The 21,663-nt window shown below is 74.2% G+C and carries 23 protein-coding genes and 1 riboswitch; of the genes, 5 read left to right on the top strand and 18 right to left on the bottom strand.

Annotation, left to right across the window (positions count from 1 at the left end; translation table 11 throughout):
- Window positions 1-3 precede the first annotated feature (3 nt).
- The 7 genes from OG900_38045 to OG900_38015 form a co-directional block, all read right to left on the bottom strand.
- On the bottom strand, window positions 4-765 hold the full coding sequence (locus OG900_38045; protein ID WUH95400.1) for an ABC transporter permease: 762 nt from the start codon (window positions 763-765) through the stop codon (window positions 4-6).
- 44 nt (window positions 766-809) lie between these two features.
- Window positions 810-1,739: an ABC transporter ATP-binding protein gene (locus OG900_38040; protein WUH95399.1), complete on the bottom strand. Its 930-nt coding sequence runs from the start codon at window positions 1,737-1,739 to the stop codon at window positions 810-812.
- A 197-nt stretch (window positions 1,740-1,936) separates the two neighbouring features.
- Window positions 1,937-2,683, bottom strand: a complete 747-nt coding sequence (locus OG900_38035) for a cobalt-precorrin-6A reductase (protein ID WUH95398.1) — start codon at window positions 2,681-2,683, stop codon at window positions 1,937-1,939.
- Window positions 2,684-2,768: 85 nt separating this feature from the next.
- On the bottom strand, window positions 2,769-3,584 hold the full coding sequence (gene cobF / locus OG900_38030) for a precorrin-6A synthase (deacetylating) (protein ID WUH95397.1): 816 nt from the start codon (window positions 3,582-3,584) through the stop codon (window positions 2,769-2,771).
- 224 nt (window positions 3,585-3,808) lie between these two features.
- A complete protein-coding gene (locus OG900_38025) occupies window positions 3,809-4,576 on the bottom strand; it encodes a (2Fe-2S)-binding protein (protein WUH95396.1) in 768 nt (255 codons plus the stop codon).
- Window positions 4,573-5,430 carry a CbtA family protein gene (locus OG900_38020; protein WUH95395.1) on the bottom strand — a complete coding sequence of 286 codons (858 nt, stop codon included), beginning with the start codon at window positions 5,428-5,430 and terminating at the stop codon, window positions 4,573-4,575. The genes OG900_38025 and OG900_38020 overlap by 4 nt, the downstream gene beginning before the upstream one ends.
- Window positions 5,431-5,462: 32 nt before the next feature.
- Window positions 5,463-5,615: a CbtB-domain containing protein gene (locus OG900_38015; protein WUH96072.1), complete on the bottom strand. Its 153-nt coding sequence runs from the start codon at window positions 5,613-5,615 to the stop codon at window positions 5,463-5,465.
- 118 nt (window positions 5,616-5,733) lie between these two features.
- Window positions 5,734-5,813, bottom strand: a riboswitch (cobalamin riboswitch).
- A 314-nt stretch (window positions 5,814-6,127) separates the two neighbouring features.
- Here OG900_38015 and OG900_38010 point away from each other — a divergent pair.
- Window positions 6,128-7,261 (top strand): HoxN/HupN/NixA family nickel/cobalt transporter, encoded by a 1,134-nt coding sequence (locus OG900_38010; GenBank protein WUH95394.1) that lies wholly within the window; start codon window positions 6,128-6,130, stop codon window positions 7,259-7,261.
- A 37-nt stretch (window positions 7,262-7,298) separates the two neighbouring features.
- Here the strand turns inward: OG900_38010 and OG900_38005 are convergent, their stop codons facing one another.
- Complete coding sequence (locus tag OG900_38005) at window positions 7,299-8,126, bottom strand: putative protein N(5)-glutamine methyltransferase (protein ID WUH95393.1); 828 nt, start codon at window positions 8,124-8,126, stop codon at window positions 7,299-7,301.
- A 159-nt stretch (window positions 8,127-8,285) separates the two neighbouring features.
- Between OG900_38005 and OG900_38000 the strand changes: the two genes are divergently transcribed.
- Both OG900_38000 and OG900_37995 read left to right on the top strand, forming a co-directional pair.
- Complete coding sequence (locus tag OG900_38000) at window positions 8,286-8,483, top strand: hypothetical protein (protein WUH95392.1); 198 nt, start codon at window positions 8,286-8,288, stop codon at window positions 8,481-8,483.
- Between the two features lie 12 nt (window positions 8,484-8,495).
- Window positions 8,496-8,705 carry a hypothetical protein gene (locus OG900_37995; protein ID WUH95391.1) on the top strand — a complete coding sequence of 70 codons (210 nt, stop codon included), beginning with the start codon at window positions 8,496-8,498 and terminating at the stop codon, window positions 8,703-8,705.
- Here the strand turns inward: OG900_37995 and OG900_37990 are convergent.
- The 6 genes from OG900_37990 to OG900_37965 form a co-directional block, all read right to left on the bottom strand.
- On the bottom strand, window positions 8,683-11,169 hold the full coding sequence (locus OG900_37990; protein WUH95390.1) for a glycoside hydrolase family 2 protein: 2,487 nt from the start codon (window positions 11,167-11,169) through the stop codon (window positions 8,683-8,685). The two genes, OG900_37995 and OG900_37990, sit on opposite strands and share 23 nt — an antisense overlap.
- A gap of 171 nt (window positions 11,170-11,340) precedes the next feature.
- Complete coding sequence (locus OG900_37985) at window positions 11,341-11,874, bottom strand: hypothetical protein (protein ID WUH95389.1); 534 nt, start codon at window positions 11,872-11,874, stop codon at window positions 11,341-11,343.
- A gap of 52 nt (window positions 11,875-11,926) precedes the next feature.
- Window positions 11,927-13,255 carry a DUF58 domain-containing protein gene (locus OG900_37980; protein ID WUH95388.1) on the bottom strand — a complete coding sequence of 443 codons (1,329 nt, stop codon included), beginning with the start codon at window positions 13,253-13,255 and terminating at the stop codon, window positions 11,927-11,929.
- Window positions 13,252-14,259 carry a MoxR family ATPase gene (locus OG900_37975; GenBank protein ID WUH95387.1) on the bottom strand — a complete coding sequence of 336 codons (1,008 nt, stop codon included), beginning with the start codon at window positions 14,257-14,259 and terminating at the stop codon, window positions 13,252-13,254. The genes OG900_37980 and OG900_37975 overlap by 4 nt, the downstream gene beginning before the upstream one ends.
- On the bottom strand, window positions 14,256-14,837 hold the full coding sequence (locus OG900_37970) for a hypothetical protein (protein WUH95386.1): 582 nt from the start codon (window positions 14,835-14,837) through the stop codon (window positions 14,256-14,258). Before OG900_37970 ends, OG900_37975 begins: the two co-directional genes overlap by 4 nt.
- Entirely contained in the window at window positions 14,834-15,877 is a 1,044-nt protein-coding gene (locus OG900_37965; GenBank protein ID WUH95385.1) for a DUF4129 domain-containing protein, read from the bottom strand. The genes OG900_37970 and OG900_37965 overlap by 4 nt, the downstream gene beginning before the upstream one ends.
- A 338-nt stretch (window positions 15,878-16,215) precedes the next feature.
- On the opposite strand from OG900_37965, the gene OG900_37960 reads away from it, so the two are divergent.
- On the top strand, window positions 16,216-17,313 hold the full coding sequence (locus OG900_37960) for a chemotaxis protein (GenBank protein ID WUH95384.1): 1,098 nt from the start codon (window positions 16,216-16,218) through the stop codon (window positions 17,311-17,313).
- Window positions 17,314-17,589: 276 nt separating this feature from the next.
- Here OG900_37960 and OG900_37955 read toward each other — a convergent pair whose 3' ends face one another.
- Both OG900_37955 and OG900_37950 read right to left on the bottom strand, forming a co-directional pair.
- On the bottom strand, window positions 17,590-18,210 hold the full coding sequence (locus OG900_37955) for a hypothetical protein (protein WUH95383.1): 621 nt from the start codon (window positions 18,208-18,210) through the stop codon (window positions 17,590-17,592).
- Between the two features lie 34 nt (window positions 18,211-18,244).
- Entirely contained in the window at window positions 18,245-18,868 is a 624-nt protein-coding gene (locus OG900_37950) for a hemerythrin domain-containing protein (GenBank protein WUH95382.1), read from the bottom strand.
- 336 nt (window positions 18,869-19,204) lie between these two features.
- Between OG900_37950 and sigJ the strand changes: the two genes are divergently transcribed.
- Window positions 19,205-20,185, top strand: coding sequence for an RNA polymerase sigma factor SigJ (sigJ, locus tag OG900_37945; protein ID WUH95381.1), 981 nt, complete (start codon window positions 19,205-19,207; stop codon window positions 20,183-20,185).
- Window positions 20,186-20,189: 4 nt separating this feature from the next.
- Here sigJ and OG900_37940 read toward each other — a convergent pair whose 3' ends face one another.
- Window positions 20,190-20,858 (bottom strand): hypothetical protein, encoded by a 669-nt coding sequence (locus tag OG900_37940; GenBank protein ID WUH96071.1) that lies wholly within the window; start codon window positions 20,856-20,858, stop codon window positions 20,190-20,192.
- A 232-nt stretch (window positions 20,859-21,090) separates the two neighbouring features.
- A complete protein-coding gene (locus OG900_37935; protein ID WUH95380.1) occupies window positions 21,091-21,651 on the bottom strand; it encodes an SRPBCC family protein in 561 nt (186 codons plus the stop codon).
- Between the last annotated feature and the right edge of the window lie 12 nt (window positions 21,652-21,663).

Raw genomic sequence — 21,663 nt, 5'->3', positions numbered from 1 at the left:
CCATCATTCCCAACGGAAGAGACGGGCGGCGAGCAGGCTGCCGACCACGGTGTACGCCGCGAGCACCGCGAGGTGCTGCCACAGGGCGCCGCGGCCGTCCCACGCGGCCATGACGGCGCCGAAGGGGACGTACTCGCTGATCTGCCGCAGGGCGCGCGGCAGTTCGGACAGCGGGACGTACAGGCCGCTGAAGAAGAAGTTCAGCACCATCAGCGGGACGCCCATGCCCGCGGCGGCCGCCGAGGTGCGGGCCAGGGCGGCGGCGACCAGGCCGAGGGAGAGCACGGCGGTGGTGCCCAGCAGGAAGGCGGCGGCGACGGCGCCGGGGTCGGCCGGTGCCTTGACGTGGTAGGCGAGGCCGCCGACCGCGGTGATCACGCCGACGCCGGCCGCGGCCAGGACGGCGATGACGGCCAGCAGCGCGGCGAGCATCCCTTCCGCGGGGACCGGGCTGACAGACAGCCGCCGCAGGAAGCCCTTCTCACGGTGGTCGGCCATGGTCATCGGCAGGGCGGTGCAGCCCAGGAACAGCGGCACCATGGCGGCGATGGTGGGCACGTAGACGTCGAGGACGCTTCTGCCGCCGAGGTCGGCGTCGGCGGTGCGGAAGCCGGGGATGCTGCCGAAGGCGATCAGCATCAGCAGCGGGAAGGCGAGCCAGATCAGGGCGGCGGGTGCGCGCAGCAGCAGCCTGGCCTGGGTGGCGGTCAGGGTGCGGAAGCCCTGGGCGGTCATACGGGCGCGGGGCGCGGCGAAGGTGGTCACGGGGGTGTCCTCTGCTGGTCTTCCGGGGTGCTGGTCTACTGGGGTCAGCGGGGGTCGGCGAGGCCGGCCGGTGCGGGCCCGTGGCCGGTCAGGGCGATGAAGGCGTCGTCGAGGGTGGCCTGGTCGACCCGCAGGTCGGCGGCGATGATCTGACGCCTGGCCAGCAGGGCGGTGACGGCGCCGACGAGGTTGCCGCTGCCGGTCAGTTCGATCTGCGGGCCGTGCCAGGCCAGGGTGGTGACCTCGGGCAGTGCCCGCAGCACGTCCTCGTCCAGCGGCGCGGACGGCCGGAAGCGCATCCGCTGCTCCTGCCCTGCCCGCCCTGCCAGTCCCGCCGGGGTGTCGACGGCGACGACGCGGCCCGAGTCGATCAGCGCGACCCGGTCGCACAGCCGCTCTGCCTCTTCCATGAAGTGGGTGACCAGCAGGACGGTGACGCCCTCGTCGCGGATCTGCTCCACGAGCTGCCAGGTGGCACGCCGGGCGTGCGGGTCGAGGCCGGTGGTCAGCTCGTCGAGCACCACCACCCGGGGGCGGCCGACCACGGCCAGGGCGATCGCCAGGCGCTGCTTCTGGCCGCCGGAGAGCGTCTTGTACGGGGCGAGTGCCTTGTCGGCCAGGCCGAGGCGGTCGAGCAGCGCGGGGACGTCGGCGGGGGCGGGGTGGAAGGACGCGAAGAGGTCGAGGGCCTCGCGCACCCGCAGCTTGTCCGGCAGGCCGCTCTCCTGGAGCTGCACGCCGAGCAGGCGGCGTACGGCCGCGCGGTCGGCTCGCGGGTCGAGGCCGAGGACGCGCAGGCGCCCGCCGTCCGCGGGCCGCAGCCCGGACAGGCATTCCACGGTGGTGGTCTTGCCCGCGCCGTTCGGGCCGACGATGCCGAAGACCTCGCCCTCGCCGACCGTGAAGGACACGTCGTGCACCGCCACGCCGTCCCCGTAGCGCTTGTGCAGGTGCTCGACCTCGATGACCGTCATTGCCGTGGCCCTTTCCCGTGGCCTCGCGGCGGCGCTCCGCCGCCTGGACCGAGAATCCCGCGCGGCCGGGCGCCCGCGGATCGGCCACCGGGGTGCGGTGCGCGGGCAGGTGGTGGATGCCGGGGTCAACCGATCGGTTGATGCGGGGCGGTCCGGTGGGGAGTGGATCCGTACGGATCGAGGCTGGCGGCGCCGTCCTACTCCCGCAGCGCGCGCAGCCAGGCCGCCGCTGCGGCGGGGGTGGCGACGGCGGGCACGCCGGGGGGCGGCGGCGGGCGGCGGACGATCAGTACGGGGAGGGCGGACTCGCGGGCGGCGGTGAGTTTGGGTGAGGTGGCCGGGCCGCCGCTGTCCTTGGTGACCAGGACGTCGACGCGGTGCTCGTGGAGCAGGGCGCGCTCGCCGTCGAGGGTGAAGGGGCCTCGGTCGAGCAGGACGCGGCAGTGTGCGGGCAGCGGCGGTGGCGGCGGGGCGACCGAGCGGGCCAGGAAGTGGAGCGGGAGCCCGGCGAAGGCCGCCAGATCCTGGCGGCCGATGGCGAGGAAGGGGCGCTGCCCCAGGTGCGGGAGCAGGGCGGCGGCCTCGGCGATGGTGCCCGCCCAGTGCCAGCGGTCCCCCTCCCCCGGGCTCCAGCCGGGCCTGCGCAGTGCCAGCAGCCGTACGCCGGTGGCGCCGGCGGCGTGCGCCGCGTGCCGGCTGATCGCCCCGGCGAAGGGGTGGGTGGCGTCGACCACCGCGTCGACCCGCTGCTCGCGCAGCCACGCGGCCAGCCCTTCCGCGCCGCCGAACCCGCCGATCCTGACCTGGCCGGCGGGCAGCCGCGGGTCGGGGGTGCGGCCCGCGAGCGACGACGTCACGTCCAGGCCCGGCTCACCGGCGAGCAGGTCGGCGAGGGCCCGGGCCTCGGCGGTGCCGCCGAGGATCAGGACCCGCCGCGTCCTCACGCCTGGTGCCACCGCTCGCGAGCGTCCGCGGCGCCGGGGATCACCGGCGTCCGCCGGGTGTACGTCCCCCGGCGGGGAGTCGGCGTCATCGCGGACCGCCGGCCGGGTCGGCGGGCCCTTGCGGGGTGGGCGGCTGCGTCCTGCGCAGCAGGTACGTGTCCATGATCCAGCCCATGCGCGCGCGGGCCTCGGCGCGGGTGGTGCGGATGCGGTCGGCCAGGGCGTCGTCCAGCGGGCCGGCCAGCAGGATCTCGTCGGGGGTGCCGAGGTAGGCGCCCCAGTAGATCTGCAGGCCCTGGCCGGTGAGGGCGCCGAAGGCCTGGCGGGCGTCGAGCATCACGACGACGTCGTCCACGCCGTCGGGCAGCCCGCCCGCGTCGGAGAGCCGCCGGCCGGTGGTGATCTGGACCGGACGGCCCACCTGGTTGAGCCCGGTGCGGTGCCGGGCGGCCAGGGTCGCGACGCTGCTGATGCCGGGCACCACCGTCCAGTCGAAGTCGGTGCCGCCGCGGGCGTGCACGTCCTCCAGGATCGCCAGGGTGCTGTCGTAGAGGGCGGGGTCGCCCCAGACCAGGAAGGCCCCGCAGCCGTCGTCGGCCAACTCCTCGGCGATCAGCCGCTGGTAGATGTCGCCGCGGCGGCGCCGCCAGTCGTCGACGGCCGGTGCGTACGCCCCTCCGGCGGCGCCGCGGTCGCGGTCCGGGTCGGTGGCGACGACCACCCGGTGCGGGCGGGGCGCGTGTTGCTCCAGGATCTCCTCGCGCAGCCGCACCAGGCCCGCCTTGTCCTCGCCCTTGTCGAGCAGGAAGAACACCTCGGTGCGTCCCAGGGCCCTGACCGCCTGCAGGGTGAGCTGCTCGGGGTCACCCGCGCCGATGCCGATGACGTAGATGTGCTTCACGCGCTGGAGTGTGGCACAGCGTGCCCTGCGGGCAGGGCGGCGGCCCGGCGGGTGACGCGGGCCACGGTGGTCGAGGGCTGCCGGGACATGAGCGGCGACCACCCGCCCGCCCTCGGGAAGGCGCACCCACGCCCGGGGCTGCCGGCCGGTTCCGGGGACGCCGTCGCCGAGCCCTTGGCGCCCCTCGGCCAAGGACCGCCCGCCGGTGACCGGTTGAGGGCCGCTCACAGGTCGGCGGCGGTTCGGCCGGCCGTCCCCTGGAGGACGCAGTCGCCGCACAGGGCGCCCCTGCGGTCGGGGGCGGCGCGGTAGATCAGGCAGCAGCTGCGCCGGCGGAAGGCACCGGAGGGCGTACGGGCGCTCTGCGGGCGCAGCGGCGGCCTTTCCAGCAGCAGGGTGGTGAACGCGTGGGCGCGGGCGGCCAGTTCGGGGCGGGCGGCGGCCAGCGCGGTCGCGGCGCCGTTGACGGCGGAGGCGGTGTTGCCCAGCAGGATGTGTGCGGAGACGCCCAGCGCGGCGAAGTGGCGGGCCAGTTCGGTGAGCGGGCCGTCCAGCAGCTGGTCGGCGACGGTGTCGGCGAGTTGGTTCTCGGCCGGTGCGGGCGGGTGCAGCGCGTCGTCGGGCAGCGAGAGCGGGACCGGGCCGCCCAGCGCGGGCTGCCAGCGCGCCGCGCCGAGGTCGTAGCCGAGCAGCCGCCCGTGCAGGACGGCCGCGGCCAGCGCGGGTGACAGCAGCCGTGCGGCCAGGCCGAGATGGGCGACCGAGGCGGCGACCCGGGGTTCGACCGCCTCCGCCGACCGGCCGCCGGCCGCGGCCAGATACGCCCGTACGGCGTCGGCCCGCTCGGCGAGCAGCGGCCCGCTCAGCGGCTGCCACGGCTCGGCGGGCGGTGCGGCGGCCGGGTGGGTGGTGACGGCGAAGAACGGCCCGAGCGCGGTGATCTCCTCGATCACCGCGCCCGGTTCCGCCGTGCCGTGCGGGTGGTGCGTCATGCCGGTACGGGTGCCGCCCCTCGGGCGGCGGGCTCGGGGCGGGGCTGCAGCAGGCGTTCGGCCAGCGGCGCGAAGACCAGGCCGATGGCCGACCAGAGCAGCAGTTGGGCCGCGACGGAGTAGAAGCGGAAGGAGAACAGCACGTCGGCAGGGAAGCCCGGGTAGACGATGCGGCCGTGTCCGTCGGTGAGCGGCAGCGGTGTCTCGGTGGCGTGGTCGCCGAAGTGCTGCTTGTTGTACGCGAGATGACCCAGCGGGGGCAGGATCAGCATGACGACGCCGATGGCGACGACGAAGGCGCCGGCCGCGAGCAGCGTGGCATTCCAGTTGCCGAGCCTGGGTTGCAGCCGCCTGCCCAGCCAGGCCGCGGCGATCAGGAACGCCACCGAGCACACCACCATGAGCAGGTAGAGGCCGCTGCGGGCCCTGATGGTGTCCTCGTGGCCGATGGCGGGCGGGTTCGCCGGGTATTTCAGGAACGGCACCAGGTACATGCCGAGGAATCCGCCGCCGGCGACGACCAGGGCCAGGCTGCGGGCGCGCAGCCCGCCGACCCGGCCGAGGCAGACGGTGTAGGCGACGGCGAAGAGCGCGCCCATCGCCATGCCGAAGACGATCATCCCGACGCCCATGCCGACGTCGGCCTGGATGGTGCGGCTGAACAGGTCGGGGTCCGCCGCCTCGGCCGGCAGTCCGGCGGCCTTGTCGAGTGCCGTCTGGGCCGCGTCCCTGCCGCTCTCGTAGTCGATCGCCCTGCCGATCTGCGGCTCGGCGAAGACGCGGGCGAAGAGGAACGCGAGCAGCCCGGCTGCTGCGCCGGCCAGGATGCCGCGCAGTATGAGCTTCTTTTCCATGTCGAGTTGTCCGTACGTCGGTTCCGGCGGTGTCAGTGGCAGGGGAAACCGAGGAAGTGGCGTGCGTCGTGGACGAACTCGTGGATGTGCATGTCCTTGCCGAAGACCGAGACGGCGCCCTGGTCGACGCCGATGAAGTAGTAGGCGGCGAGCGCGAGGATCGCGGTGCCGACCAGCCACATCACGGCCTTCGAGACCGGCAGGACGACCGGCGTGACTGCCGGGCGGGGTGCGGAAATGCTGCTCAAGGTGAGCCCTCCTTAGGGGATCGTGCGTCCCTGTTCCATGGGCGTCGTGATGAGCGGCTGTCTGACTCCCCGTATCGCCGGGTGCGGCGGCGGGATCACAGTGGCGCGACCGTGCTGGATTTCCACCAGCTTCCCCACGTCATCACTACAGAAGGAGCGTAGGGCTCCCTTCTGTCATGCGTCAATCAGGACGAACGGGCGTCGGCGGCGCTTTCCCGGCAGGTGTGACCGGACTCTCCGGCGGTGCCGGTGTCCTGCGACCAGCTGCGACAGGCGGTGTGCCACGGCCAGGGCGGTGCGAGGCGGGCCAGGGTGATCTTGCCGGCGCGGCACGCTGACCTCGGGTGGGTGTGAGCGGAGCAGGGCAGGGGCAGGCTATTGCGAATGATTCGCAACAAGTAGTCTGTTGCGGTAGTGCTCCCCCAGCCGCTCCGACGGAGGACGAACGTATGACCACCACCACCGAGGCCGCCGTCCCCGCGGGGTCCCGCTGGCGCCGAATACGCGGTTCGATGACCCGGGCGGAGTGGACCCGGCTGGGCGGGATGGCCGCTTTCATCGTGGCCCTGCACGTCATCGGGTGGTTCACGCTGGTGGCGATCGTGGCGCCCGAGCACTACAGCCTGGGCACCAAGTCGTTCGGCATCGGCATGGGTGTGACGGCGTACACCCTGGGCATGCGGCACGCCTTCGACGCCGACCACATCGCGGCGATCGACAACACCACCCGCAAGCTGATGCACGAGGGCAAGCGGCCGCTGTCGGTGGGCTTCTGGTTCTCGCTGGGGCACTCCAGCATCGTCTTCGCCCTGGCGTTCCTGCTGTCGCTGGGCGTCAGGTCGCTCGCCGACCCGGTCGAGAACGACGACTCGCAGCTGCACAATGTCACGGGCTGGGTGGGCACCACCGTCTCCGGCACCTTCCTCTACGTCATCGCCTTCATCAACCTGCTGATCCTGGCCGGGATCTGGAAGGTCTTCCGGCAGATGCGCGGCGGCCACTTCGACGAGGCCGCGCTCGAAGAGCACCTGAACAACCGCGGGTTCATGAACCGGCTGCTCGGCCGGGTGATGAAGTCGATCACGAAGCCCTGGCAGATGTACCCGCTGGGGCTGCTGTTCGGCCTGGGCTTCGACACCGCCACCGAGATCGCGCTGCTGGTGCTCGCCGGCTCCGGCGCGGCCTCCGGCCTGCCCTGGTACGCGATCCTGTGCCTGCCGGTGCTGTTCGCGGCGGGGATGTGCCTGCTGGACACCATCGACGGCTCGTTCATGAACTTCGCCTACGAGTGGGCCTTCTCCAAGCCGGTGCGCAAGGTCTACTACAACCTGACCATCACCGGCCTGTCGGTCGCGGTCGCGCTGATCATCGGCACGGTCGAACTCCTCGGCCTGGTCAGCGACAAGGCAGGCCTGCACGGGGCGTTCTGGGACTGGGCGGGCGGCCTGGACCTGAACATCGTCGGCTACGTCATCGTCGGGCTGTTCTTCCTCACCTGGGCGGTGGCGATGGCGGTGTGGAAGTTCGGGAACATCGAGGAGAAGTGGACGTCCGGGCTGCGGCCCGCCGAGCAGCAGGACTGACCGTCGCCCCGGCACGGGCCGGGGCGACGGCACGCCGCTACGGGCGGGTGCCGATGACCACGGTCGCCCCGAGGTCGTCGTCGGTCGCGAGACGCGGTCGCAGGCCGCCGCCGGCCAGGATGCCGGCGGCGGTCTGTGCCTGTCTCTCACCGGCCTCCACCAGCAGCGAGCCCCCGGGGGCGAGCCAGTCCGCGGCACTGGCCGCGACCCTGCGCATCACGTCGAGGCCGTCGTGCCCGCCGTCGAGGGCGATCAGCGCCTCGTGGTCGCGGGCCTCGGCCGGCAGCAGGCCGACGGCGCCGCTGGGCACGTAGGGCACGTTGGCGGCCAGCAGGTCGACCGTGCCGCGCAGCGCGGCGGGCAGCGCCGCGAAGAGGTCGCCGCGGTGGACCCGCCCGCCGACCCCGGCGAGGTTGCGGGCGGCGCAGGCGACGGCCGCCGGGTCGAGGTCGGCGGCGTGCAGTTCCGTAGGGGCCAGGGCGGCGGCCAGCGCGGCGCCGACCGCGCCGGTGCCGCAGCACAGGTCGACGACGGTCCCGCCTTCGGCGCGGGCCGCGCGGGCGAGCGCGACGGCCTCGCGCACCAGGAGTTCGGTGCGCCGCCTGGGCACGAAGACCCCGGGGTCGACGGCGATGCGCAGGCCGCAGAATTCGGCCCAGCCGACGACGTGTTCCAGCGGCAGCCCGCCGGCCCGCCGGACGACCATCGCGTCCAGCTCGTCAGGTGTGGTGGCGGTGGCGAGGATGATCCGCGCCTCGTCCTCGGCGAAGACGCAGCCCGCAGCCCTGAGCCGGGCGACGACGGCGTCCTGCGGTGCGGCGTGCTGCGGTGCGGCTTCGGGCAACGGTGTGACGGAGTCCGACATGTGAACCTCTCGGGAAGCCGGTCGGCGCTCCCGTCAGGAGGCCGCGGGCCTCGCGAGGCCGTGCGGCGGGAGCGCGCGGTACGAACTGGCGGTGATCGTTCCCACCTCCTCGGCTGGTCGCGGTGTGCTGCCGGTCGGCGCCCAACTTACCCCACCACGGTGCGGCGGATCGCGCTGAACCGCTGTGTGACGGTGAAGGAGTACGCCGCCGAATTCGGCAAGCTCCACCCGAAGGCGCACGTGGCCTTCGAGGGCGTCACGGACGACGAGGGCGAGGTCAAGATCCGGACGAGCACGTCGAACCACGGCGACGTGGTCATGATCCCCGCGGCCGTCAAGACCGCGGACCACCCGTAGTTCTTCGCCTCGTTGGGCAGCGCCGGCGAGTTGGGCAGGAAGTACACCTTCACCGAGAAGACCTCCGTCGGCGGCAAGGTCTACGGCATCGCGAACTTCGCCAACGTGCAGGGCTTCGTCTGCAACCGGCAAGCCCGACTACCGCCAGCACCTACGCCGGTCGTCTTCCTGCTCCTCCAGCGGTTCGTCTACAACGGTTTCACCCGCGGGGCGACCAAGTAGCGGGCGGAGCCGGCGGCTTCACGGCCGCGTTGACGCAGAAGAGCACGGCCGCGGCGGCGTCGGGCGACGGGTGGTCCCAGCCGCGTACGGTGATCGTCACGCTCTCGCCGGGCAGCAGGGTGGTCAGGCCGCGGTCCGCGGTGGCCGCGGGGCCGAGCCGGTCGGCCTGCAGCAGCAGGTCGCGCAGCAGGGTGCGGGCGGTGACGGTGACGGCGGCGGCGCCGTCGGGGTGCACGGCGACCGCGACGTCCCAGCTGGGCTCCGGGTAGCCGAAGTCCTTGTCGCGGACCGGGAACCAGCAGGCCCGCAGCTCCCCGACCCGTACGGTCAGCAGCTCCTTGCCGCTGTCCGCCGCGGGCAGCACCTCGGGCGGCAGCGCGATCTCGGCGACGGTCCTGGGCGCCGCGGTGAACGGCAGCCGCACCTCGGCGAGCACGGCGCCGTCCACCGCGACCCGGCGCAGGACCGCCGTGCCCGACCAGTCCCGCGCGGCCTGGTTGACCAGCGCCGCGACGAGGCCGCCGGGGCGCGGTTGTACGGTGATCAGCCGGTCCGCGTAGAGCCGCTTCAGCTCGTGGTAGAGCGGCTTGGGGCGCTCGTCGCCGTCGACGGCGGCCCAGGAGGTCACCGGCCAGCAGTCGTTGAGCTGCCACACGACGGTGCCGGCGCACACCGGCCAGTGCGAGCGCCAGTGCTCGATGCCGGTGGCGACGGCCCGTGCCTGGTTGACCTGGGTCAGGTAGTGCCAGGTGTCGAAGTCGGCGGGCACCGGGAAGTGCCGGGCCAGGCCGCGGGCGAGCTTGCCGTTGCCGTCCCCGGCCTTCTGGTGGTGCAGCATGCCGGGCGAGTCGGGGGTCAGCGGGTCGTCGGACAGCGCGCGGCGGGCGGTGGCATAAGCGGGCGGCGCCTGCCAGCCGAACTCGGCGACGAAGCGCGGGACGCTGTCGCGGTAGTCGGTGTAGTCGACGCGGTTCCACACCTCCCAGGAGTGGGCGGTGCCGTGCCGGGGATCGTTGGGGTGGTGGTCCCAGGAGCCCGACCAGGGGCTGCCGGCCCAGTAGGGCCGGGTCGGGTCGGTCTCGGCGACGACCCTGGCCAGCAGGCCCAGATAGTAGCCCTCTCCCCAGGAGTCGCCGGCCAGCGCGTCCTCCCAGTCCCAGTCGCGGAAGCCCCACAGGTTCTCGTTGTTGCCGTTCCACAGTGCCAGGCTCGGGTGCGGAGCGAGCCGGCCGACGTTCTCCCTGGCCTCGGCCTCGATCTCGGAGCGCAGCGGCTGCTCCTCGGGGTAGGCGGCGCAGGCGAAGAGGAAGTCCTGCCAGACCAGCAGGCCCAGCTCGTCGCAGGCGTCGTAGAAGTCGTCGCTCTCGTAGATCCCGCCGCCCCACACCCGGATCAGGTCCACCCCGGCGTCCACGGCCTGCCGCAGCCGGCGCCGGTAGCGGGCGGCGTCGACCCTGGTGGGCAGGACGTCGTCGGGGATCCAGTTGACGCCGCGGGCGAAGACCGGGGTGCCGTTGACGACCAGGGTGAAGGCCGTGCCGTGCTCGTCGGGCGAGGTGTCCAGGGTGACGGTGCGGAAGCCGATACGCCGCTGCCAGCCGTCCAGCGCGGCGCCCTGGTCCGCGAGGGTGACCTCGCAGTCGTACAGCGGCTGTTCGCCGTAGCCGTGCGGCCACCACAGGTCGGGGGCGGGGACCTCGGCGAGCGCGGTGACGCGGTCCGCGCCGGCCGGGACAGTGGTCTCCGAGACGGTCTCCCCCACCCGCAGCCTTACCGTCAGCGGCCGGTCGGCGCCTGTCGCGGTGCGCTCGATCTCGACCCGGACCTCGACCCGTCCGGTGCGGTCGGTGACGGTCACCAGCGGGGTGACCCGCGCCAGCCGGGCGGTCGACCAGTGTTCGAGCCGCACCGGCTTCCATATCCCGGCGGTGACCAGCGTCGGCCCCCAGTCCCAGCCGAAGGAGCAGGCCATCTTGCGGATGTACTGGAAGGGCTCCGGATACGAGTTCGGCCGGTCCCCGACGAGCGCGCGTACGCGTTCCGCTTCGGTGTAGGCCGAGGTGAAGGCCACGGTCAGCGGTGTGCCGCCGCCTCCGGTCCCGCGGTCGGCGGTGACGTCGAAGCGGTGGCTCCGGTGCATGTTGCGCGTCGCGCCCAGCCGGCGGCCGCCGAGGGTGATCTCGGCGACGGTGTCGAGGCCGTCGAAGACGAGGTCGCTGCGCTCGTGGGCCGTGGTCCGCGCGGGCAGCACCGTCTCGTACGTCCAGTCGGCGCGGCCGACCCAGGCGGCGTCGTGCTCGTTCCTGTCCAGGAAGGGGTCGGCGATCTCGCCCGCGGCGAGCAGGTCGGTGTGGACGCACCCGGGCACGGTGGCGTGGAGCCTGCGCTCCGGGGTGCCGCCCGCTCTGCCGTCGCCCGGCAGGCGGAGGGTCCAGCCGTCGACCAGCGGCGTGACGTCCTTCATCGCTACTCCCTCATGCCTGCGGCGCGTCGGCTGCTCCCTCGGCCCCTGGGCGGGCCGGGTCATTAAACGGTAAAGCACGGCAAGTGCAGATGGGAAGCATGGTTTTGGTAAGTGGGTGCCGCGTTTACTGAACCGATACAGCTGACTCTTCCCAGGACTCCGCGGGGTGCGTCAACCGGTGCGGCGGTGGCGCAGGGCCAAGGCCACGCAGGCGGTCGTGGCCGCGATGGCGAGGGCCGCCGGGAGGCGGGACCAGGTGGTGTGGGCGACCGGGGCGGTGGAGGCGGCGAAGACCACCGCGGCCGCCGCGGTGGCGGCGAGCGCCGGGGTGGCGCGGTCGGTGCCCGCGGGGGCGGTGGAACCCATCGTCCAGCCGTCGGTGACCAGGAGGTAGGCGACCAGCAGGCCGGTGACGCAGGCCGCCAGCCAGACCCCGGGGGCGGTCAGCGCGGCCAGGGCGACCGCGCCGGCGGGCAGCAGCGTGTTGCGCCGGTGCGCCGCCACCGCGGTCCACCGCATCGAGGTGACCACCGGGCGCGCGTCGACCATCGGCGCCGCCCACCACGCGGCACCGCAGGCCGCGAGGACGAGGGCCCAGCCGGCGACAGGGCCGTCGAGGGTGCGGGGCGGGTTGCAGGCGGCGACAGCCAGGGCGACGCCGAGCAGCCGGGCGGTCAGCCGGTGGACATCCGTGGTGCGGCTCATCGGCGGCCTCCGTCGGTGCGGGCGGTCGATCGGCGGGGGCCGGGCGCGCGGCTCATCGGCGGCCTCCGCGGATGCGGGTGCGCAGCAGGGGGGCGAGGGCCAGGTCGAGGGTTTCGCCGGGATGGTGGGTGATGACGGCGATGCCGCGTTCGGTCAGGGCGAAGCGCATCGCGTCGCGGTCGGCCCGCCACAGGCGCAGGGCAAGCTCCGCGGTGCGGTCGCCGGGCTCGACCGTCGGGTCGCCGGTGGGGATCTCCACCACGACCAGCGGATTGGCCCGCGACCTGACCTGGTCGAGCACATCGAGGATGCGCTGGTCGGTGAGCGGCGTGAGGACGTAGACCAGGGCGCTCTCCGGCAGGGCGGGCGGCGGCAGCCTGTGCAGCCCGGCCGTGCGGTAGCCGAGGTCCTTGCGGACGTCGAGGACGCTCTCCACGATCCGGTAGAAGTAGCTCTGGCCGCTGCCGGGTTGCAGCCAGCGGGTGGCGCCGCCGACCGAGACGACGCCGATCCGGTCGTGGGTGCGCAGGTAGGCGCGGACCAGGCCGGCCGCGGCGCGGAAGGTCTCGTCGAGCGAGGACGTACCGCTCACCGGGTCGCGGACGTCGGCGAGGACGTCGAGCAGGACCACGGTGTCCGAGGCCCTCTCCGCGGCGAACTGGTGGAGTTGCAGTTCCCCGCGGCGGGTGGTCGCGGGCCAGTGGATGCGGCGCTGGCGGTCGCCGCGTACGTAGGGGTGGATGCCGGTGACCTCGACGCCCTCGCCGCGCTGCGATGAGGTGTGCTCGCCGAGCCGCTGCGGCAGCCGTACCGGGATGGGGGTGACGCCGGTCGCGGTGGGGACCGGGAAGACCGCGACCTCGCCGAGGTCGACGCGCAGGGTGCGGCGGGCGGCGCCGCCGGTGTCGTAGACGTCGAGGTCGACCGTGCCGACGGTCCAGCGGCCCCAGCGCTGCGCGGTGAAGGTCAGCGTGACGCGCCCGCCGGTGACGTCGAGGTCGTCGAGCCGTACACCGGGCCCGAGGGTGACGCCGGGGTCGAGGCGCCCGGCCGCGCCGTCGTGCGCGAGGGTGACGGTGGCGGTGACGCGCTCGCCCTCGAAGCAGCGCCGCGGCTGGACGTCGACCGCGGGCGTGAGGTGCCGCGGCCTGCGGCCGGCCGGCAGCGCCAGGGCCAGCAGGGCGAGCGGGGCGGCGGCCGCGGCCAGCAGCCACGCGTGGCCGGTGAGGAGGGCGGCGGCCACCGCGACCGCGGCGACCGTGCCGTAGCGCAGGGTGCGCTCGCCGGCCCGCCAGCCGGGCGGCGCCGCCGGCGGCGGCTCGGTGGGCGCGCCCGTCACGCCGCCCAGTGCCCGGTCGAGTGCGGCGGGTCGTTCCGTCATGACGCGACGGGGCTGCGGGGCACGGTCTGCGGGGCGGCGACGGACCTGACGATCTCGGCGACCACGTCGTCCGCGTCGATCTGCCGGACCCACAGCTCGGGCTTGAGGGTGATCCGGTGGGCGAGGGCCGCGACGGCGACGTCCTTGACGTCCTCGGGGGTGGCGTAGTCGCGCAGGTCGAGGACCGCGCGGGCACGGGCGAGCTGGACCAGGGCGAGGCCGCCGCGCGGTGAGGCGCCGACCTGGATGTGCTGGTGGCCGCGGGTGGCCCCGACCAGGGAGACGACGTAGTCGAGCAGGTCGTCCTCGACCTCGACCTGTTCGACCGCGGCGCGCATCGCCAGCACCTCCGCGGGGCCGCTCAGGGTGCGCAGCACCGCCTCGGGCGCCGCGCGGGCGATCCGGGCGCGCAGCATCCCGGTCTCCTCGGGCGCGGTCAGATAGCCCATCCGTACCCGGAGCAGGAAGCGGTCGAGCTGGGCTTCGGGCAGCGAGTAGGTGCCCTCGTACTCGATGGGGTTCGCGGTGGCGACCACGACGAAGGGGTCGGGCAGCGGGCGGGTGCTGCCGTCGATGGACACCTGCGACTCGGCCATCGCTTCGAGCAGCGAGGCCTGGGTCTTGGGCGGGGTGCGGTTGATCTCGTCGGCGAGCAGCAGGTGGGTGAAGACGGGGCCCGGCCGGAAGACCATCTCGGCGGTGCGCTGGTCGTAGAAGGGGGCGCCGGTCACATCGGAGGGCAGCAGGTCGGGGGTGAACTGGATACGCCGGAAGTCCAGGCCGAGCACGGTGGCGAAGGACCGGGCGAGCAGGGTCTTGCCGAGGCCCGGCAGGTCCTCGATCAGGACGTGGCCGCCGGCCAGGATGCCGAGCATGACCATGTCGAGCGGCCGGGGCTTGCCGACGACGGCCGTACGGATCTCGGCCAGGACTTCCGCGGCCCGCTCACCGGCCTGTCGGGGGGTCAGGGCGTCGTGGTCGGCTGTGCGGTCTTGGCTGGTCACTGCGGATCCTCACTGTGCCTGGTGGTGGTACGGGCGGCGGCCGGTCGGGGGGCCCCGTCCAGCGCCTCCAACCGGTCGAGCAGGGCGCGGAGCACCTGCTCCGGGTCGTCGGGCCGGTGCGCGGGGCGGTGCGCGGGGTCGATCCAGGGCCACAGGTCGGCGCCGACGAGGGCCTCGGCCCGCTTCGGGCTGCGGTGCATGTCGACGCCGTGCCGCTCGGCGAGCCGGGCGGCGAACAGCCGTTGCAGTTGCGGCCGGAGGGTGGCGGTGAAGTGCACGTCGCTGCGGTCGCCGATCGATTTGTCGACGATGCGCTGCCATTCGCCGAGTGCGGGCGCGCGGCTGCCGAGCAGCCGCACCGAGCGGCGGAAGCCGCTGTCCTGGGCGCCGGCGCCGGTGACGTAGCGGGCGATGGCGAGGCCGGCGACCGTGCATACGGCGAGTCCGGTGGCGGCGCCCGGCAGGCCTTCCACGAGGCCCGGCAGGACGACGGCCGCGGCGCCGACCGCGGCCAGCAGGGTCAGCGAGTGGCGTACGGAACCGGGTACGCCCGGCTCGGGGGGCCGCGGTTCGGTCACCGGTGGGCTCCCGCGGTCGGTTGCGGCCCCTGTGTGCCCTCGCCGGGCCCGGCGTCCGCGGCGGCGCGTTCCGCGAGCTGCGCGGCGATGGCGTCGAGCGCGTCGGCGGCCCGGTCGCGGTGGGTGTGGTCCATGGGGTGGGTGGAGTAGCGGGCCTCGCGGAACAGCACGGTCAGGTCGGTGGCGTGCGGGCCGGTCAGCAGGCCGCTGCCGGCGGCCCGCTCCAGCAGGTCCTGGGGGCTGTCGGAGGCGCGGCGGGCGACGCCGGACTCGGCCAGCGAGGTCTCCATGGCGGCATAGCAGGCGATGACGGCGGCGCGGGCGTCGGTGCCGTCGAGCAGTGCGCGGCGCCCGGAGTCGACGGCGTCGGCGAGTACGTCGTGCTCGGCCGGGAGGTACGGGCCCGGGTCCGGCTGCTCGGCGGTGTCCCGCAGTTGGCGCCACAGCCGGTAGCCGGCGACCAGCAGGACGACCACCAGCAGGGCGATGCCGATGACCACCAGGATGTGCGGCAGGGTGATCTGGGGGGCGTGGCTGGGCTTGCCGATGTGGCCCGGCGGCGCCGGCGGGCGCTTGCTCCGCGGTATCCAGTCGCTGCCGGTCCGCTCGACGGTCGGGGTGCTGCCGCCCTGCGGGAACCGGTGCATGGCGAGCAGCAGAAGGGGGATCGCCAGTGCGGCCGTGATCAGCGTCACCCGCACCGCGTCGGCGAGCCGCTGCTCGAAGGGCGGCAGGTTCTGCTCGTAGCCCAGGCGGGCGCGGTAGCGGCTGCTGAGCAGTATTCCCGCGCCCAGGCAGGCGAGGGCGATCAGGATGACGGCGGCGGAATTGTCCAGCGGCCCGCCGCTGTCGGCGAACAGCGACCGGCCGGGGCGCAGCGTCACGGCGCCCAGCGCGGTGCCCGCGACGGCGACGAGGGCCAGCGCCCTGCCCGCCGCGCCCGCCCTGCCCCCGCCACCCCGTGGCCCCGCTGCCGGGGGTGCGTCCTTCTCGTGCCCGCCCGCCTGTCGCGCCCTGGCTGTGGCGTCGTGCTCGTCCACCGCCGCCTCCCCTCGTCGCGGTCGGCAGCTAAGCACACCGGTCACCGGCTGTCAGCAGCAGCCCCTGGGCTCGGGCATTCCGCTTGCGCGGCGGCCGTCGAGACGGAAGCGCTGGGCCCTGGCGCCCCGGGCCTCCGCGCCGGGCCCGAGACCGGAGGCGCGTCGCGCCCGCCGAGAGGAGGACCAGGGCGCTGACCAGGGATGATGTGGCCGGCGGCCGGCCGGGGCGACCTCGCACAAGCTGCGGGGGGCGGCACATTGATATATCCATGAAGAGACAAAGGGACGCTGCGGGGGACGCCACCGGCACACGATGCCGCCGCCGAAAGGGCACCGCCATGCATGCGCCGATCAGCCCCGACATCCTCGCCGACCTCCGCCGCCCGCGGCCTTACCCGGCCGTCTCCGTGCTGCTGCCGACCCACCGCCGCGAACCGGACAACGCGCAGGACGCGGTAAGGCTGCGCAATCTGCTGGAAGAGGCCAAGGACGCGGTGCACAACGACCCCGAGGTGTCGCGGGCCGACCGGATCGACGTGATCGGCCAGCTCGACCAGGCGCTCGGCGAGGTCGACCTGGTGCATGCCGAGGACGGGCTCGCGATCTTCGCCGCGCCCGGCGAGCACCAGGTGTGGACGCTGGGGCGGACCGTTCCGGCCCGGGTGCTGCTGGCCCAGACGTTCCTGACCCGCAACCTGGTGGCGGCGCACGTCGCCAACCGCCCGTTCTGGGTGCTCGCGGTGTCCGCGGACGTCGCGACCCTGTGGAGCGGGTCCAAGGGGCGGGCGCCTGAGCAGGTCACGGGCACTTTTCCGGTGCGGCGGGTGCCCGAGGACTTCGACCCCGAGCGCGAGGAGCGTGTCGGCGACACGCCGAGCACCTTCACCGACGAGCGGACCCGGCAGTTCCTGCGCGAGGTGAGCGAGAGCGCGGGGGTGGTCGTCGCGGCCGACCCGCGGCCGGTGTACGTCGTCGGCGAGGCGGAGGCCCTGGCGGCGCTCGACGAGGCGGGCAAGCTGGTGAAGGAGTCCGCCGGGCGGATCGTCCAGGGCGGGCTCGCCGAGGGCCCGGCGGAGGCCCTGCGCCAGGCGCTCGCCGCCGCTGCGGGCCGGCGGGCCCAGGAGGAGGTCGCGGGCGTGCTGTCCGAACTGGACGAGGCCCGCGGCCGCAAGGCCTTCGCGGGCGGCGTGGACGAGGTGTGGCAGTCGGTCGCGGAGGCACGGGTCGCGCTGGTCGCGATCGAGGACGGTTACCGCACGACGGTGCGCGACGACGGCGACCACCTGGTCCCGGCCGCCTCCGGCGACCGGGGGGCGCGGGACGACATCGTCGACGAGATCGCCGAGCAGGCGCTCGATACCGGGGCGAGGGTGCGGTTTGTCCCCGACGGTGAGTTGGCTGACGTCGGGCATGTGGCGGCGGTCCTGCGCTACTGACTCAGTCGGGTGCGCTTCGTCCTCCCGTTCAGCCCCGGTCGGGCTGCCCCCGGGCTCGCCCCGCTCCGCGGGCGGGTCGCTGCTCCTTGCGGTGCGCTGCTCGGCCGCGGCGCCGTCGTGGCTGGTCGCGCAGTTCCCCGCGCCCCTGGGTGGTTGCCACTTGCGGTGGCGTTGCCTTCTTTCCCGCCTCTCCGGCGGGGCGCTCCGTCCCACGCGCCCCTTTGGGACTGCGTCCTCCTGTGCCCGGCGTTCGCCCCTGGAGGGTGGGCGTGGCGATCACCCGGGGGCGTGTGGGGACGCTGGGCGGGAGAGGAGGATGAGGCTGGCGACGGCGGCCACCGCGCACCAGGTGGAGATGAAGGAGAAGCGCCACAGGACGGCGCAGAGGACCGCGCCGGCCGCGGTGGTGGCGCCGAGGAGGCGCAGGGTGGGGTCGGGGGCCAGGAGGAGCGCGCCGAGGGTGGCGAAGAGGTATCCGGCGATGAGCCACGGGGCGTGGGGGACGTGCACGGCGTAGTCGACCGTATGGCGGTGGATGCGCGCGGACGGCGCCTGCTCCGCGAGGCACAGGGCGAGGAGCACCGCCGTGACGACGCCGACGGCCACCGGCGCGGCGAGGCGCCGGCGGGCGCGGGCGCCCGGGGACGCGGACAGGACCGCGAGCGGCACCCACGCGGGGAGCAGCGGCAGGGCGATCACCGCCCAGGCGGTGGTGGCGGCGCCGGTGCCGCCACCACCGTGCCAGACCGCGGCCTCGATGAGCTGGTGCGCCCCGAGGAGCAGCGGCAGCGCGGCCAGGGGCAGGTCGCGGACCCGCCGGGTCCGCGCGACGCAGGCCGCGCCGAGTGCGCAGATCACCGACCCGGCCGCGAGATCGGCCGTGGCGGACCAGCACATGCGGTCACCTCGCGTCGGAGCCGGGCGGGGCGCCTCAGATGTTCCAGAGGCCCTTCTTGCGGTACGCACGCTGCCACAGCAGCTTGTTCGCCACCTTCACCGGAGGCGGAAACGCGCCCAGGAATTCGCGCTGCTCCTGCGGGGAGGCGCCGTCGGCCACCCACGGGATGTAGACGGAGACGCCCTTGATGCCGAGATTCTTGGCGTTGGCGAGGCCGAACTTCTTCCATTCCGCGACTGTCAGCACGTCCTGGATCAGTGGCAGCGCGCTGTTCTCCTCGTGGGTGAAGTGGTGGTCCATCACCTCGTAGAGGTCCTGGGTCCTGGCCCCCAGGTCGTCGGAGCCGGCCTTGAGCGCGGTGTCGACCGCGTCGATCCGCGGGCCCAGCTCCGCGTGCTCGGCCTCCATGGTCTCCATCAGCCGCAGGTCGGCGGGCCGGTCCTTGATCTTGGCCTCGACCTGCGGCCACAGGGCGGCGTCCTCGACGGAGTGGTGGTTGTGGAGCTGGTGGCTGAAGTTCTCCCAGCCTGCCAGGACCTGGGGCGTGCCGGCCTGCCCCGCCTCCACGGCGGCGGCCAGCCGGCGCAGGTCGCGACGGAAGGCGCGGTGGGTCGCGTACATGATGGTGAAATCGATGTCCTGCTGTGTATCGGCCACGGCGGACTACATCCTTCGGCACGTCGTTGGGGTCCGGCCGCCCCGGGCGGGGCGGCGGCGGGCGCGGCGACGGACCGGCGGCTCCCCTCCAGCACCCGTTTTCCGGGCTGCCGCCGGGCCGTCGTCGCGCCCCACGCAACACAGAGCATCCGTGCGGCCCCCGATGTGACAGCGGCGCCGCAGCAGAGCGTCGAAACAGTCGGGCATAACCGTCTTAGCAGGTGCAATTCGATCACGTGACGAGACGCACATCACATTTCGGCCATCTGATGTCACGCTGGAGAGGAGTCTGCCCTCTTAGTGCCAACGGGGAAACGCACCACGGGAGGCCCAATCGTGTCCGACACCAAGACCCGGCATTCCGCGGCGGCGGGCGACCGCGCGACCGCGGTGTTCGCCGGCCACCGCGAGCTGCTGTTCTCGGTGGTCTACAACATGCTCGGCAGCGTCTCCGACACCGAGGACGTCCTGCAGGAGACCTGGCTCGCGTGGTCGCGCCGCAGCGCCGGCACGCTGGGCGACGACATCGAGAACCCGCGCGCCTACCTGGTGAGGATCGCGGCCAACCAGGCGCTCGCGCGGCAGGCCAGCATCAGCCGCCGCCGCGAGACGTACATCGGCCCGTGGCTCCCCGAGCCGCTGGCCACCGGGGCGCCGGAGGCCGCGGACCTGCCGCAGGCGGCGCGGGCGGCCGATGTCGCGGAGTCCGTGCTGCGCAACGAGTCGGTGTCGATGGCGATGCTGGTGGTGCTGGAGACGCTGACGCCGCTGGAGCGGGCGGTGTTCGTCCTGCACGAGGTGTTCGGCTATCCGCACACCGAGATCGCCGAGATCCTGGAGCGCAGCCCGTCGGCGGTCAGGCAGCTGGCGCACCGGGCCCGTGAGCATGTGCAGGCGCGACGGCCGCGCCACCAGGCCGACCGGCAGTTGCAGCGGCGGGTGACCGAGCGCTTCATCGCGGCCGCGCTGGGCGGGGATCTGGCGGATCTGATGAGCCTGCTCGCCCCCGACGTGACGCTGTGGACCGACGGCGGCGGCAAGGCGAGCGCCGCGCTGCGGCCGGTGTCCGGCCGGGAGAGGGTGGCGAAGGTGATCAGCGGCTACGCGGCCAACCGGTTGCCGGCGTCGGTCGACATCCGCTACCGGCAGGTCAACGGCGACCCGTCGGTGGTGGTCCTGAGCGACGGCTCCCCCACCGCGGTGATGGTCGTGGAGCTGGACGCGGCCGACGACAGGATCACCGACGTCTACCTGGTCACCAACCCGGACAAGCTGTCCGGGGTCGCCCCGCACGACGCGGCGGAGGGCGGGCGGTGACGGCTCAGTAGCGGCCGACGTCCAGCGCGCCGCCGGCGGTGCCGATGGCGATGTGCGGGTGGGCGGCGGGCCTGAGCCAGGCCAGGACCCGGGTCAACGCGTCCGCCGGCAGCGACACGCAACCGGCGGTCGCGGCGCGGCCGTTGACGTGCAGGAAGATCCCGGCGCCGCGGCCTTCGACCGGCGCGGTGTAGTTGAAGTCGATGACCACCGCGTTCGCGTACTGCGTCGGGTAGTCGGCCAGGTGCTCCGACTCGCCGGCCCGGCAGTCCGCGGGCAGCGGGCCGGCCCAGCGGTTGTACGAGGCCGAGGCGGCGTCCTCGCACCACCAGGAGGACGCGGTGACGGCCCGGTAGGGCAGGGTGCTGCCGGCGGGTGCGGCGGCGGTGCCGAAGGCGAACGGGAGCCCGTACAGGCCGGTCGGCGTGGTGCCGGTGCCCTGGGTGCGGGTGGCGCCTTCGGTCAGGCCGTGGCTGCCGAAGCGGGCGGCGGCGGCGCCGGCCTCGCGCCAGGTGCCGTGGTCGCGCTGCCACCAGGTGAGCGTGCCGGAGGTGGCCGCCGCGGTGGGCGCGGTGGCGATGAGCAGCTGGCTGCCGCCGCCGGTGTCGGCGAGGGCCGGCGGTGCGGGTGTGCCGGCCGCGGCGCCGCCGGCGGTGCCGAGGGCGGTGGCCAGCGCGAGGGCGGCGGCCGCGACGGCGGTGGGGGTGCGCAACGTCGGCTCCTGGTCGGGGCGGTGACGGAGGGTCGTCGTCAGCCTGCCACGGGCGGCGCGGGCGCGCAGGACGGCGGCCGGGCGCGGGAGGGGGCCCGGACATGCGGGAGCCCCGGCCGGGACGGGGGGACCAGGCCGGGGCAGTCACGCATGGCGGGCTCGGGGGCGCCGCGCCACATTGTTAGTTTAACACTCAATGAGCGTAGTCGAAGCCACCCGGCGCAGGTGAGGTACGCAGCGGCGTCGCGGCCGGCACTTCGGTGTCACCGCCGGAAATGCCCGACGCGGGCGCCGGCGGACCGTGCAGCGGGGCCGTCGCGGGCACGGGGCCGCCGAGCAGGTCGCAGAACTTGCGGGCGTCGGCGGGCAGGTCGCGCCGCCACGCCATCGCGACGACCGGGGCGAGGAGCAGCAGTGCGGCGCTGAGGCAGCTGGTGACCGACAGCCGGACCAGCGTGCCGTCGCCGTGCGGGATCAGCTCGAAGCCGTAGACAGGCACCTGGGTGCCCAGCGGGCTCCACATGCGCTGCCCGCGGAAGACTATGCGGCGGCAGGGTTCGAAGTGGTCGCACACCAGCCGGTGCGGCCGGCGCCGGCCCGGGTAGCGGTAGCGGTACGCGGCGTCGCGGCCGGGAACCACGGCGTCGGCGTCGACGGAGGTCACCCCGGAGCTCCACAGGGCGAGATTACGGGCGTCGGCGAGAAAGTCGAAGACCTCGGTGTCCGGCCTCGACACGAACACGCTCGTGGACACGCTCGGCATCAC

It is taken from the genome of Streptomyces sp. NBC_00433 (genome assembly GCA_036015235.1).
In the GTDB taxonomy this organism is placed as follows: Bacteria; Actinomycetota; Actinomycetes; order Streptomycetales; family Streptomycetaceae; genus Actinacidiphila.
The sequence above is the reverse complement of the archived record's forward strand: the minus strand, read 5'-3'. Positions and strand labels throughout refer to the sequence as shown.